Raw genomic sequence first — 13768 nt, forward strand, 5'->3', positions numbered from 1 at the left:
CGTAGTGTATTGTCAGAACGGGTAGGGATTAGGCAAGAGCCGTATGGATTTGCATCTGGCGCGAAATTTATTTTTCAGTTCGAGTGGGGCGTTTACCGCTTTCATCGTGGCGATCGTGTGTTTCCTCGCAGGAATCGCGGTCACGGCCCATGTCGGACAGTTGGTGCGAAGCGAACTTGTCGCGCAGCACAAGAAGGATGCTGTCTCTGACCTGTCGGAGGCGCGCGCGCGCCTTGAAGGTGAGATCAGCCGGACGGTGGCCCATGGATTCGGTATCCGGGCCTATGTGACACAATTCGCCGACCAACCGTTCGAGATGGAGCGCTATCGGGAGATCTCCAGCGATCTGATCGGGGAAAACCCTGCAATACGGTCAATCGGGTTTGCTCCCAACAACGTCCTGCGCGCCGTGTACCCCCTGGAGCCCAACCAGCCGGCTATCGGACTGAACTATCGGATGAGCAGCGCTCAATGGCCGGCGATCCGCGATGCGATGATAAGCCGTGAGGTGGTGATCGCAGGTCCGCTTGAACTCGTTCAGGGAGGTCGGTCGCTGGTGGTAAGGATACCGGTTTTCCCGCCCGCCTTTTCCAGCCAGCCCCTGAAAGACCGGTCATACTGGGGCGTCGTGACGCTTGTTGTCGACGAGGCGGGCATGATGGCGGCTGCAGGCATGAAGGATGTCGTGAACGGTATCAACACCGCCGTGGTCAACAAAAATTCCGCCGGCACGGCAAACAGCGTCATCTTCGGCAGTCAGTCCGTGCTGGAAGCCGACTTCGTCGCTCTTCCTGTCCACCTTCCGGGCGGTCTGAATTGGCAGTTGCTCGGCTTTCCGCGCGACGGCTGGTCGAACTACGGCGATGAAGTCTGGATGACCCAGCTGATCGGCAGCCTGATCTCCCTCGTCTTCGGCACCATGGCTTTTCTTCTGATCAACGAGGTCTACAAGGTGCGCTCGATGGCGCTGCACGATGCCCTGACCGGGCTGGCGAACCGGCGTCTTCTGGAAGAGCGCATGTATCAGCTTGCCACCATGTGCGAGCGCTCGGGAGCCGGTTTTGAGATTTTCTACGTGGACCTCGATGCCTTCAAGCCGGTCAATGACAATTACGGCCATTCGGTCGGGGATCAGTTGCTGATCGAAATCGGCCAGAGGCTGCAGCACCAGACCCGCCAGAGTGATACGGTCGCCCGTGTCGGCGGCGATGAATTCATTGTCCTGACCCCCGGGAATATGCGTTTTCAGGAAAAGGATGCCTTTCTGAACCGCTTGTCGGACCGTGTCGAACAGGCCTTCACCTTCGCCAGTATCAGGATTGACGTCAAAGCCAGTATCGGCAGTGCGAGTTACCCGGGAGATGCGGCGTCGGTCGACGATCTTCTCAGGGTTGCCGACGGGCGCATGTATGCCCAAAAGGCGAAATCCAAGCAGAACGAAGCGACGCTATCCGGAAAGGGCGTTCCCCAGACAGGTTAAATTTCTGTCATTTGGCCATCTGGCAGGTGACGTTTTGCCGGCTGATCCCTAAACTGGTTCATGTCAGCCCAATTCATCCGGGCTCAGAAACGGGAGAGGGACACAGAAGCTGATGGTGGTCACATGGCGTGTTTTGAAGATGGCCGCGGCGCGGATCGCGTTTGCAGGTGCGATGTCCGTTACAGGCCTCACATTGGCCGGCGTGACGATCGGGAGCCTTGCAAGCGGGACGGCAATTGCCGATGAGCCCGAGTGGCACCATGCATCCGCGCTCAACGGGACACCGAAATACGGCCCGGACGTTTCCCATTTCGATTATGTCAATCCGGATGCACCGAAAGGCGGCGTTGTCAGACTGGCGAGCAGCAGCAGCTTCGACACGTTCAATATCCTTGCCCAGAAGGGCAATATCGCGCCGGGTATTCTGGAGGTGTATGAAAGCCTCATGGAACCGTCGCTGGATGAAGACGACATCAGCGCGCAATATGCCGTTCTTGCGAATGCCGTCCGGTTCCCCGATGACTATTCCTGGGTCGAATACAGGATCGACCCGAATGCAAGATGGCACGATGGCGAGCCGGTAACCGCGGAAGATGTGGTCTGGTCCTTCGAAAAGGCGATCGAACTCGATCCACGCCGGAAATTCTACTACCAGAACGTCGTGTCGACCGAGATTGTCGCGGACAACACTGTCCGGTTCACCTTCGATTCAGCGGGCAACCGCGAGCTGCCGAAAATCATGGGACAGCTTACCATTCTGCCGAAACACTGGTGGGAAGGCAAAAACGCCAAGGGCGAGGCCCGTGACATTACCAGGGCGACCCTGGAACCGCCGCTCGGGTCGGGCCCTTACCGGATCAGGGACTTCTCGCCAAGCCGTCAGGTGATCTACGAGCGTGTCGAGGACTATTGGGGCAAGGATCTGCCGTTCCGGGTAGGCACCAACAATTTCGACGAGATCCGCTACATCGCCTTCCTTGACGACTCCGTCCAGTTCGAGGCGTTCAAGGGAGACCAATACGACTTTCACGTCGAGCGCAGTTCCAGCCAATGGGCGAAAAGGTATGATTTTCCGGCTGTCAGGGACGGCAGGGTCGTGAAGGAAATATTCCAGGACAAGTCCGTCGGCGTCATGCAGGGATTCTTTTTGAACCTGCGCCGGGAAAAATTCCAGAATCCGGATGTGCGCAGGGCGCTCAACTACGCTTATGATTTCGAAACGACCAACGAGATCGTCTCGGCAAACCTGCTGAAGCGGGTCAATTCCTACTTCGCGGGAACCGAGCTTGCTTCCTCAGGATTGCCGAAGGGCAAGGAACTGGAAATTCTCGAGGAAGTGCGCGATCAGGTGCCGCCCGAGGTGTTCACCGAGGAATACACCAATCCTGTCGGCGGGAACCCGCAAAATGTGCGGGCCAACCTTCGCGAGGCCGTGAAGCTGCTCCGCGGGGCCGGTTTCGAGCTCAAGGACAGGAAGATGATCGATCCGGCGACCGGCGAGCAGTTTGCTGTGGAGTTCCTCTACCGGGACAAGGCCAGCGAACGCACGTTGCTGCCTTATGCCAAGAACCTGGAAAGTATCGGCATCAAGCCTGTCCTGCGCCTGGTGGACGTGTCCCAGTTCGTCAACCGGGTTCGCAGCAGGGACTTCGACACCGTCGTGCTGGCGATCGGCCAGTCGCTGTCGCCGGGCAACGAACAGCGCGAATACTGGGGATCTGAGTCGGCCGACAATCCGAGTTCGGCGAACTACAGCGGCATCAAGAACCCGGCGATCGATCACCTGATCGACAAGGTGATTTTCGCGCAGGACCGGGAAACGCTTGTCGCGGCGACCCATGCGCTCGACCGGGTGCTCCTGTGGAACCACTATGTGGTGCCGCAGTTCTATTCCGACGAAACCAGGACCGCCCGCTGGAACCGGTTCGGGCATCCGGACCGGATGCCCGAATACAGCACCGGTTTCCCGTCCATCTGGTGGTATGATGCGGAGCTGGCGGAAGAGACTGGAGCGGCAAGATGATCGGGTTGTCCTGCCCGTCGCGCCGGCGGCTGCTGCAACTGACCGGTGCCGCGGCTGTGGCGGGCCTGGGGCCGTGGTCCGCAGGTAGCGGTGCTGCCGCGCCGAGTGCGGCCGGAAAGGGTCCCCAGCATGGCCTGTCCGTGTTCGGGGATCTCAAATACGGGCCCGGTTTCACCCATTTCGACTATGTCAATCCGAATGCGCCCAAGGGGGGCACGTTCTCCTTTACCGCCCCTTACTGGTACTTCAACCAGAACCCGCAGACCTACAACACCTTCAATTCCTTCATCCTGAAGGGGGACGCGCCGCCGCGCATGGAACTGTGTTTCGACACGCTCATGGTCCGCGCTCACGACGAACCGGATGCGGTCTACGGTCTGGTGGCGGAAACGGTCGAGGTATCGGAAGACGGAAACCGCTATTTCTTCAATCTGCGTCCCGAAGCGAAGTTCCATGACGGTTCAAAGCTGACGGCGGAAGATGTCGCATTCTCGTTGTTGTTGCTGAAGGCGGACGGGCATCCGCTTCTGAGCCAGCCCCTGGCCGCCCTGAAGGATGCCGAGATCCTGAGCGAGAACCGGGTGGCCCTGCAATTCGACGGGACCCAGGCCCTGCAGCTGGCACTGCTTATCGCCACCGACTATCCTATCTTTTCCAAGCGCTATTACACCGCCTACGACTTCAAGCAGTCCACGCTGACACCACCGCTTTCCTCCGGCCCATACAAGGTCGGCAAGCATGCGGTTGGCCGGTATGTCGAGTATCACAGGGTAGAAAACTACTGGGGCCGGGACCTGCCGGTGATGACGGGCCAGTCCAATTTTGCGATCATCCGGCTTGAGTTTTTTCGCGAACGGCAAATCGCTTTCGAGGCGTTCAAGAAAGGCAATCTCCTCTATCGCGAGGAGTTCACCTCCAAGAACTGGGCGACGGAATATAATTTTCCGGCGATTAAGAACGGCGAAGTGATCCGGAAGGAATTTCCCGACGGACGGCCTTCGGGAGCGCAGGGCTGGTATTTCAACACGCGCCGCGAAAAGTTCAGGGATCCGAGGGTTCGCCAGGCGCTTGGATATGCCTTTGATTTCGAATGGTCCAACAAGAACCTCTTCTACGGACTTTACGACCGGACCGTGTCGTATTTCGAGAATTCCGAAATGAAGGCCGAGGGTCTTCCGTCTGCTGAAGAACTCGCCCTGCTCGAACCGTTCCGTGATCAACTGCCCGAAGCGGTCTTTGGCGAAGCGGTCGTCCCGCCTGTGAGCGACGGTTCCGGCAACGACCGGTCCCTGTTGCGCAGGGCGAGCGATCTGCTGAGCGAAGCGGGCTACACGCGCGACGGGACAGAACTTGTCGGACCGGATGGCAAACCGCTGGAAATCGAGTTCCTGAACAACACCACCGCATTCGAGCGGATCACAAACCCGATGATCAACAATATGCAAAGGCTGGGCATCAAGGCCAGCCTGCGCGTCGTCGATCCGGCTCAGTACCAGTCCCGCCTCAACGACTTCGATTTCGACGTCGCCAGTCAAAGGGTCTCTTCCTCTGCGACGCTATCCGATGACGTGCGCGATCTGTGGGGGGCGCGCGCGGCGGAAATACCGGGCGCCTACAACATTGCCGGCGTTGCCGACCCCGTGGTCGATGCCTTGATCGACAAGGTCATCGCGTCGCGGAGCCGTGAGGAGATGGACACCGCTGCCCGGGCGCTGGACCGGGTTCTGCGCTCCGGATTTTACTGGATACCTCAGTGGTACAAGAACACCCACACTGTTGCCATGTGGGATGTCTACGGCCATCCGGAAAAGACGCCACGATATTTTTTCCCCGTCGAGGAACTCTGGTGGATAGACCAGGAAAAGGCCGCAAAACTCGGCAAAGCCGGTTAAGCTCGACAAGTGACACCTCGGGCCCGCTTCAGAAGGCCGGTTGATAAAGGGACTGCACAGCTTCCATGGGCGCTTATATCCTTCGCCGTTTGCTGCTGATGATACCGACGCTGGTCGGGATCATGGCCATCAACTTCTTCATCATTCAGTTTGCGCCGGGCGGGCCGGTCGAGCGGGTCATTGCCCAGCTTTCCGGTACCGATGTATCGGCAACAGCGCGCATAAGCGGCGGCAGCAGCGACATGATGGGCGCCGGCAACGATGCCTCGGGCGGAAGTGGCGGCGGAGCGGACAGCGTCACTTCGAAGTACCGCGGGGCGCGGGGCCTCGATCCGGAGTTCATCAAGGAACTCGAAGTCCAGTTCGGCTTTGACAAACCGCCGCTGGAACGCTTTCTGAACATGCTCTGGAACTATGCAAGGTTCGATTTCGGCGAAAGCTATTTCCGCGACATCCGCATCCTGGATCTGATCGCCGAAAAGCTTCCCGTCTCGATTTCTCTGGGGTTATGGATGACCCTGATCTCCTATCTGGTGTCCATCCCGCTCGGCATCCGCAAGGCGGTGACCGACGGCTCCCGGTTCGACGTATGGACTTCCGGCGTGATCGTGGTGGCATACGCCATTCCCGGGTTCCTGTTCGCGGTGTTGCTGATTGTGCTGTTTGCAGGCGGGTCCTTCTGGGACTTCTTCCCGCTGGTCGGCCTCGTGTCGGAAAACTGGGAGCAGCTCTCCTGGCCCGAACGTATCGCCGATTATTTCTGGCACCTTGCCTTGCCGCTCACCGCGATGGTGCTCTCCGCCTTCGCCACCACCACCTTGCTGACGAAGAACTCCTTCCTCGACGAGATCCGGAAACAGTATGTGACCACGGCGCGGGCCAAGGGCCTGACCGAACGCCAGGTGCTTTACGGGCATGTTTTCCGCAACGCCATGCTGATTGTCGTCGCCGGATTTCCGGGGGCGTTCATCTCATCCTTCTTCGCGGGATCTCTTCTGATCGAAACGATCTTCAATCTCGACGGGCTGGGCCTGCTCAGCTTTGAATCTGTCATCAACCGCGATTATGCCGTGGTCTTTGCAACACTCTATATCTTCTCGCTGATGGGGCTTCTGGTGAACCTGATTTCCGACCTCACCTACACCTGGATCGATCCGCGCATCGATTTCGAGAGCAGGGAGGTCTGAACGATGGATTCACGGCTCACCAAGGATATGGAAGACGCGGGCTACGACGTGCTCAATCCCCTGGCGGAAGAAACCGCCCCGCCGCCACGGAAGATGCGCCTTTCGCCGATCAACCAGCGCAGGCTGACGAATTTCAAGGCCAACAGACGCGGTTTCTGGGCGCTCTGGATATTTCTGGTGCTGTTCGTTCTGGCAATGCTCGCCGAGTTCGTCACCAACGACCGGCCGATCATCGCGGTTTACAACGGTGAATTGCTGGCGCCGGTGTTCGTCGATTACCCGGAAGAAAAATTCGGCGGCTTCCTGGCGGTGACCGACTATCGCGACCCCTTCATACAGGAAGAGATTGCCGCCAACGGCTGGATGCTGTGGCCGCCGGTCCGCTATTCGTACCGCTCCGTGAACCACGACATTCCGATCCCGGCCCCGGCCCCGCCATCCTGGACGATGGACAAGGAGAAACGCTGCCAGCGCTATCCGCTCGGCGCGGAGGACCCCAATTGCAACATGGGGAACTGGAACTGGCTCGGCACGGACGATCAGGGCCGGGACGTGCTGGCCCGCCTTGTCTACGGCTTCCGGATTTCGGTGCTGTTCGGCCTGGCGCTGACATTGGCTTCTTCCGTCATCGGCATCGCCGCGGGCGCCGTGCAGGGTTACTACGGCGGCTGGGTGGATCTGCTGTTCCAGCGCTTCATCGAGGTCTGGACGGCGATACCGACGCTGTATCTGATTCTGATCGTCTCCTCGTTTCTGGTGCCGGGTTTCTGGACCCTGTTCACGATCCTGCTCGCCTTTTCGTGGGTGGCGCTGGTGGGGGTGGTGCGGGCGGAATTCCTGCGCGGCCGGAATTTCGAATATATTTCGGCGGCACGTGCGCTCGGCGTCTCCAACCCGGTCATCATGTGGCGGCACCTGCTGCCCAATGCGATGGTCGCGACGCTTACCTTCATGCCGTTCATTCTGAACGGTTCCATCTCGACGCTGACTGCCCTGGATTTTCTCGGCTTCGGTATGCCTCCCGGCTCCGCCTCGCTTGGCGAGTTGCTGGCGCAGGGCAAGAACAATATCGAGGCGCCCTGGCTCGGCATCACCGGCTTCATCGTCATCTCGCTGATGCTGAGTCTTCTGATCTTCATCGGCGAGGCCGTGCGCGACGCCTTCGATCCGCGCAAGAGCTTCTTGTGAGGCGGGCAACATGAGTGAAAACACCATGACGAAAGAGCCTCTCCTGTCTGTTGAAGACCTGTCTGTCGCCTTCACGCAGAGCGGCCGAGAAACCCTTGCCGTCGACAGGATTTCCTTCGACGTCCGCAAGGGGGAGACCGTTGCCCTGGTGGGTGAGAGCGGCTCCGGCAAGTCCGTTTCTGCGCTGTCGGTCCTCAAGCTGCTGCCTTATCCCACCGCGTCGCATCCTTCCGGGCGGATCCTCATGAACGGCCGCGATCTCCTGCAGGCCGATGACAGCGAGATCCGCAAAGTGCGCGGCAACGATGTCTCGATGATCTTTCAGGAACCGATGACCTCGCTCAATCCGCTGCATCCGGTGGAAAAGCAGATTGCGGAAATCCTCAAGATCCATCGGGGCATGGGTGAAACCCAGGCAAGGGCGCGCGTCCTGGAATTGCTCAATCGGGTCGGCATCCACGACCCGGAGCAACGGTTGAACTCCTATCCTCATCAGTTGTCCGGCGGGCAGCGCCAGCGGGTTATGATCGCGATGGCGCTTGCCAACGAGCCTGACCTTCTGATCGCGGACGAACCGACCACGGCTCTGGATGTGACGGTGCAGGCGCAGATTCTGGAACTGTTGAAGGATCTGAAGCGCAAGCACGGCATGGCCATGCTGTTCATCACCCACGATCTCGGTATCGTGCGAAAATTCGCAGACAGGGTCTGCGTGATGACGGACGGCAAGATCGTAGAGCAAGGGCCTGTCGCCGAGATCTTCGACAATCCGCAACATGAGTACACCAGACATCTGCTTGCCGCGGCACCCAAGGGCCAGCCGCCCGCGACCGACACGCGCAAACCCATCGTGGTGCAGGCCGACGACCTCAAGGTCTGGTTCCCGGTCAAACGGGGCTTCCTGCGCAAGACCGTCGATCACATAAAGGCGGTCGATGGTATCGACGTCACCGTCCGCCAGGGTCAGACGCTCGGCATCGTCGGCGAGAGTGGGTCTGGCAAGACGACGCTCGGTCTCGCGATCCTGCGGATGATTTCCTCCACCGGACGCATCGCCTTTAACGGACAGGAAATCCAGACTCATTCCTGGAAGGAAATGCGTCCTCTGCGGCGGGACATGCAGATCGTTTTCCAGGATCCTTTCGGTGCGCTCAGTCCGCGCATGTCGGTCGCCGAAATCATCGGCGAGGGTCTGAAGGTGCATTTCCCCGGGATCACTGCGCAGGAGCGCGACCGCAAGGTGGCGAAGGCGCTGGAGGAGGTCGGGCTCGATGCCGCGACCCGGCACCGCTATCCGCACGAGTTTTCCGGCGGCCAGCGTCAGCGGATCTCCATTGCACGCGCTATGGTGCTTGAGCCGAAATTCGTCATGCTGGATGAGCCGACGTCCGCGCTCGACATGAGCGTGCAGGCCCAGGTGGTCGACCTGCTGCGCGACCTGCAAAAAGCCCATGGTCTGGCCTATCTGTTCATTTCCCACGACCTGAAGGTTGTGCGGGCGCTCGCCAACGAGGTCGTTGTCATGCGTCAGGGCAAAGTGGTGGAATCCGGATCCTCGGAACAGATTTTCGACGCCCCGCGGACCGATTACACCAGGGCCCTGATGGCGGCGGCGTTCCGTCTCGAGGCAGCGCCGGAAGGCATCGTCAGCGTGTGACTCGCAACAATGGCTGCCGCCGCCTGCCGGGGCTGGTCATCTATCGACTCTTTCTCTTTTTCGGTCGCCATCCGTACGGACCACGCGATCCCGGTCTTGAACCGGGATCCTCCGTGAGACTCGAACTCCACGCCAGGCCGGGGTATCGCGGCGCATTGCCGGTTTTCCATTTTACAAAGGACCGGCTATGTGTTTCGAGCCATAGAATTAATATTTGAAACATGACTATAGATATGCAAGATAGTCAACCTAAGGGGAAAAGGATAAGTTCGAATGATCACAGCCGCACAAATGCGCGCCGCCCGCGCCCTTGCCGGTATCGACCAGAAGACACTCGCCGAAAAGGCCGGTGTCTCGGTGCCGACGATCCAGCGCATGGAAGCGAGCGAAGGCAATGTGCGCGGGGTCATCGAGACACTGACGAAGGTTATCGATGCGCTCAATGCCTGTGGGGTCGAAATCCTCGGCGACAATCAGCCAAGCACCGGCGGCGGGCGTGGCGTCCGGCTGATGCAGCCGGGCTCCACCGGCACTCCGGCAAAGTGATGTGCGGAAATTTTCCAGGTGACGGCGATCCCTCGCGTTAGCAGGGGCGGTCCCGTCGCATTCAAGTAGACTGGACCGACAGGATGGACGCTTCTCGGCAGGTGCAAACCGGGTCGATAGCCGGCGGACCGGGGAGGGATCGTTTTCCCAGGCCGACCTTTCTCGAACTCTTCACGCCCAAGCTGGTGACCGTTTTCCGGGAAGGCTACCACGGGCCACAGTTCCGCGCCGATGCAATTGCCGGGCTGACCGTTGCCATTGTCGCCTTGCCCCTGTCGATGGCGATTGCCATCGCGTCCGGTGTCTCGCCGGAACGGGGTCTGTTCACCGCCATCATCGGCGGTTTCCTGATTTCCGCCCTTGGCGGCAGCCGCTTCCAGATCGGCGGACCGGCGGGTGCTTTCATTGTGCTGGTCGCCGCGACAGCGCACCTCCACGGCATCGAGGGCCTGCTGCTGGCCACCATGATGTCCGGCGTCTTCATGCTTGTCGGCGGTTACCTGCGGCTCGGCACCTATATCAAGTTCATTCCCTATCCGGTGACCGTCGGCTTTACCGCCGGCATCGCCGTGATCATCTTCGCCAGCCAGCTCAAGGAACTGTTCGGGCTGTCCCTGGAGGGTGCGGAGCCCGGCGAGTTCTTCGAGAAACTGGCTATGTTTTCGGCTGCGGCGCCAACGGTCAATGCGGCTGCCGTGACGGTGGCCGCGCTCACGATCGGTGCGATCCTGATCCTGAAACGCCTGCGGCCGGGCTGGCCGGGCATGCTGATCGCGGTGGCCGCCGCGTCTCTGGCGGCAACGCTGTTCGCGCTGCCGGTGGAGACAATCGGCACTCGCTTCGGCGGCATTCCCCGCAGCCTGCCGCTGCCCTCGCTGCCGGTATTCGATGGCGAACTCATGCTTGCCGTCCTGCCGGATGCGATTGCCTTCGCCTTGCTGGGGTCGATTGAATCCCTGCTGTCCGCCGTCGTCGCCGACGGCATGACCGGGCGCCGCCATCGGTCCAATTGCGAGCTTGTCGCCCAGGGCGTTGCCAATATTGTCTCGGCGCTGTTCGGAGGCATCTGCGCGACCGGCACCATCGCGCGCACGGCGACCAATGTGCGCGCAGGTGCACACGGCCCGGTCGCCGGTATGTTGCATGCGCTGTTCCTGCTTGGCTTCATGCTGGTGGCCGCGCCGCTGGCCAGCTACATCCCGCTGGCCGCTCTTGCCGGCGTTCTGGCGGTCGTTGCCTGGAACATGGTCGAAAAGCAGGCGTTCACTGCCCTCATCCGCTCGTCGCGCGGCGACGCGCTTGTTCTGCTCGTCACCTTTCTGCTGGTCGTCCTCCGAGATCTGACGGAAGGCATCGTCGTCGGCTTCGCGCTGGGTGCTGTTCTCTTCATCAACCGGATGTCGAAGACGATTGCCGTTGAAGCACACATTCCGGTACCGCTCGACGATGTAACCGACAGGACGAATGGCGACCGCTATGCCTATCGTGCGGAGAGCGCCAGCGATCCTCATACGGTCATCTACCGGATCTCGGGAGCGTTTTTCTTCGGCGCCGCCGCCACTGTCGGCTCGGTGCTGGACCGGATCGCCGACCAGAGGCGCAACTTCATCCTCGACTGTTCGGCGGTTCCCTTTCTGGATTCAACCGCCGCCAGCGTCATCGAGGGCACCGTCCGCAAGGCCCATCGCGCCGGGGTGCGTTTCTTTATAACCGGCGCCTCCGAGCAGACGCGCCGCATGCTGGTCACGCACAATGTCCGCCCGCCCAAGGTGCGCTACAAGGCAACGATTGAAGCGGCGCTGCGCCAGCTCAGGACCGAAGACGAAACGCGACCGGATCAGTAATCGCGGCGTTTATGGAATTGCCGAAAAGTCGATACGCAGAGATCCGCGCGAAATGCTGCTTTACCCCACCCAGCAGGTGGCGAAGAAGCCGTTCTTTTCCTGGTCCTTGCCGATGGAGCGCCGGGTCTTGAAGCCGATCAGCCCGTCCGCGCCGCCGACGTCATGGCCGAGGCCTTCAAGCCGCTGCTGCAGGTTGCGCACCGCGCCGCGCGTGGTTTCCTTCATCGGTTTCCACTCTCCGGCAAAGCGCTTGTTGCTGCCGTAGCGGTCGGCCAGATGGCCGATGAAGAGCGCATAGGTGTCGCTTTCGTTGTAGTCCTTGATCACGTAGAAATTTTCCGTGGCGACGAAGGCCGGGCCATACCGGCCGGCGGGCAGGAGAATGTTGCCCGGCCGGTTCTGTTCGTGAGCCGGAAAAGGTTTGCCGCTGACCCGCCTGACGCCTTCGCGGGCAAAGGCGGAGATCTTCTGGCGATTGTCCGGCCCTTCGCGGGTGCATGAAACGGCGTCGGGCAAAATCACCTCATAGCCCCAGTCCCGGTCCTTGACCCAGCCATGTTCGGACAGGTAGTGCGCGATCGAGGCCATGGTGTCGACCTCCGATGTCCAGATGTTGCGCTTGCCGTCGCCGTCGAAATCGACGGCATATTTCAGGTAGGACGAGGGCAGGAATTGCGGCTGGCCCATCGCCCCGCCCCAGGAACTTTTCATCGCCTGCCGCGAGACGTCACCGTTCTGCAGGATTTTCAGCGCGGCGATCACTTCGCCTTTGAAGAATTCCGGCCGCTGTCCCATGAAGGCCTGTGTCGCGACAACGCGCAATGCGTCATGGGGGATCTTGGCCCCGCCATAGCCGCTCTCCCGGGCCCAGATAGCCAGGATAATACGCTTCGGAACACCATAGCGGGCCTCGATCTTTTGAAGCGCTCCGGCATGCTTTTGCATCAGGCTGCGTCCGCGCGGCACCAGCGCGTTGAACTGGCTGTCACGGAAATAGCGGGCGGGTGACTTGAACTCGGCCTGAAAGTTGATTTTCGGCGGCGCGCCCTTGCCGCCCGGGCCGACGAGGCCGGGCAGGGAGGTGTCCGGCGTGAGGCCGGCAAGCTCCCGGTCGAGCGTTGCCTGGGAAATCCCCGCCTGCCGTGCGGCGGGTGTGATTTCGGTCTTCAGGAACTGCCGGAACTGCGCGTCGTACTGACCGGCCTGAAGCTGAAATCCGGAAAAGACGAAAGCGGCGAGGACGGCTGAGCAAAGTGTTGCAAATCGGCGGATCAAGACAGGCTCCGGAAGTTGACTCTCTGCGGTGAGCCTAACACGTCAGAAGCCTGAGTTGGAGCTCACCTAAAGCTCTGTCCAGCTCAAATTGCGGCCCGTCTGGTCCGTCAGCCAGGTCTTTTCGAAACGGAACCAGCTTCCGCAACGCTTCTGGTCGTGCGCTCTGGCGATCGGCACGCCCATAAGGTGGCACATCAACAGCGTGCCGACGCCGCCATGTCCGGTAAAGAGGACGTGGTCCGCTTCCGGAACGTGGCGCATGGCACTCCTGATACCTGTGACGATCCGGTTCTGCGCATCGATCGCCCGCTCCCAGCCACGGACCGACTTGTGAGGGTTCGCGAAAAACGCGTCGGCGGTTTCCTCGAACTCCTCGGGCGGGAGAAAGCCCGTCGCGCTGCGGTCGTTCTCGTGAAGGAAAGGCAGGGTTCGCTGAGAGACATTCAGGCGCGCGGCAAAGGTCTGCGCGGTTTCCACCGCCTTGGTTTCACCGCTCGAAATCACGTTGCGGATTTCCACGGCAAACGGCAGGAAGGCTGCCTTCGCGGCCCGCTGCCTGCCGGCATCCGACAGCCCCCATTCCGGTACAGGCACTTCGGGGTCGATCACGACCTCCGGATGGGTCAGATACACGCACCAAGTCATGCCGTTTCCTCCTCGTTTTTTCGGCCGGGTT

10 protein-coding genes are annotated in these 13768 nt (G+C 60.5%); 8 read left to right on the forward strand and 2 right to left on the reverse strand.

All coding sequences use genetic code 11. The features are described 5' to 3' along the window. Nucleotides 1-43: 43 nt before the first annotated feature. The 8 genes from OA90_RS07465 (at nucleotide 44) to OA90_RS07500 (ending at nucleotide 11817) form a co-directional block, all read left to right on the forward strand. Nucleotides 44-1480, forward strand: coding sequence for a diguanylate cyclase (locus OA90_RS07465; protein ID WP_068409021.1), 1437 nt, complete (start codon nucleotides 44-46; stop codon nucleotides 1478-1480). A gap of 112 nt (nucleotides 1481-1592) precedes the next feature. Beyond that, nucleotides 1593-3503, forward strand: coding sequence for an extracellular solute-binding protein (locus tag OA90_RS07470; RefSeq protein WP_082836901.1), 1911 nt, complete (start codon nucleotides 1593-1595; stop codon nucleotides 3501-3503). Then, complete coding sequence (locus OA90_RS07475) at nucleotides 3500-5395, forward strand: extracellular solute-binding protein (RefSeq protein ID WP_068409022.1); 1896 nt, start codon at nucleotides 3500-3502, stop codon at nucleotides 5393-5395. The genes OA90_RS07470 and OA90_RS07475 overlap by 4 nt, the downstream gene beginning before the upstream one ends. 65 nt (nucleotides 5396-5460) lie before the next feature. Then, nucleotides 5461-6582: a microcin C ABC transporter permease YejB gene (locus OA90_RS07480; protein ID WP_068409023.1), complete on the forward strand. Its 1122-nt coding sequence runs from the start codon at nucleotides 5461-5463 to the stop codon at nucleotides 6580-6582. Nucleotides 6583-6585: 3 nt separating this feature from the next. Further along, entirely contained in the window at nucleotides 6586-7770 is a 1185-nt protein-coding gene (locus tag OA90_RS07485; protein WP_068409024.1) for an ABC transporter permease, read from the forward strand. 25 nt (nucleotides 7771-7795) lie between these two features. Beyond that, nucleotides 7796-9427: an ABC transporter ATP-binding protein gene (locus OA90_RS07490; protein ID WP_068409027.1), complete on the forward strand. Its 1632-nt coding sequence runs from the start codon at nucleotides 7796-7798 to the stop codon at nucleotides 9425-9427. A 273-nt stretch (nucleotides 9428-9700) separates the two neighbouring features. Then, on the forward strand, nucleotides 9701-9973 hold the full coding sequence (locus tag OA90_RS07495) for a helix-turn-helix transcriptional regulator (protein WP_068409028.1): 273 nt from the start codon (nucleotides 9701-9703) through the stop codon (nucleotides 9971-9973). An 83-nt stretch (nucleotides 9974-10056) separates the two neighbouring features. Further along, nucleotides 10057-11817, forward strand: a complete 1761-nt coding sequence (locus tag OA90_RS07500; RefSeq protein ID WP_068409030.1) for a SulP family inorganic anion transporter — start codon at nucleotides 10057-10059, stop codon at nucleotides 11815-11817. A 60-nt stretch (nucleotides 11818-11877) separates the two neighbouring features. On the opposite strand, the gene OA90_RS07505 is transcribed toward OA90_RS07500, so the two are convergent. Both OA90_RS07505 and OA90_RS07510 read right to left on the reverse strand, forming a co-directional pair. Then, on the reverse strand, nucleotides 11878-13092 hold the full coding sequence (locus tag OA90_RS07505) for a lytic murein transglycosylase (RefSeq protein ID WP_068409032.1): 1215 nt from the start codon (nucleotides 13090-13092) through the stop codon (nucleotides 11878-11880). 66 nt (nucleotides 13093-13158) lie between these two features. Next, nucleotides 13159-13737, reverse strand: a complete 579-nt coding sequence (locus OA90_RS07510) for a histidine phosphatase family protein (protein WP_068409034.1) — start codon at nucleotides 13735-13737, stop codon at nucleotides 13159-13161. Nucleotides 13738-13768: the final 31 nt, after the last annotated feature.

Source organism: Labrenzia sp. OB1, from assembly GCF_001624695.1.
Taxonomy (GTDB): domain Bacteria; phylum Pseudomonadota; class Alphaproteobacteria; order Rhizobiales; family Stappiaceae; genus Roseibium.

Excerpts from the sequence above, each read along its gene's own strand:
- OA90_RS07465 (WP_068409021.1), top strand. The coding sequence starts at position 44 with ATGGATTTGCATCTGGCGCGAAATTTATTTTTCAGTTCGAGTGGGGCG.
- OA90_RS07470 (WP_082836901.1), top strand. The coding sequence starts at position 1,593 with ATGGTGGTCACATGGCGTGTTTTGAAGATGGCCGCGGCGCGGATCGCG.
- OA90_RS07475 (WP_068409022.1), top strand. The coding sequence starts at position 3,500 with ATGATCGGGTTGTCCTGCCCGTCGCGCCGGCGGCTGCTGCAACTGACC.
- OA90_RS07480 (WP_068409023.1), top strand. The coding sequence starts at position 5,461 with ATGGGCGCTTATATCCTTCGCCGTTTGCTGCTGATGATACCGACGCTG.
- OA90_RS07485 (WP_068409024.1), top strand. The coding sequence starts at position 6,586 with ATGGATTCACGGCTCACCAAGGATATGGAAGACGCGGGCTACGACGTG.
- OA90_RS07490 (WP_068409027.1), top strand. The coding sequence starts at position 7,796 with ATGACGAAAGAGCCTCTCCTGTCTGTTGAAGACCTGTCTGTCGCCTTC.
- OA90_RS07495 (WP_068409028.1), top strand. The coding sequence starts at position 9,701 with ATGATCACAGCCGCACAAATGCGCGCCGCCCGCGCCCTTGCCGGTATC.
- OA90_RS07500 (WP_068409030.1), top strand. The coding sequence starts at position 10,057 with ATGGACGCTTCTCGGCAGGTGCAAACCGGGTCGATAGCCGGCGGACCG.
- OA90_RS07510 (WP_068409034.1), bottom strand. The coding sequence starts at position 13,737 with ATGACTTGGTGCGTGTATCTGACCCATCCGGAGGTCGTGATCGACCCC.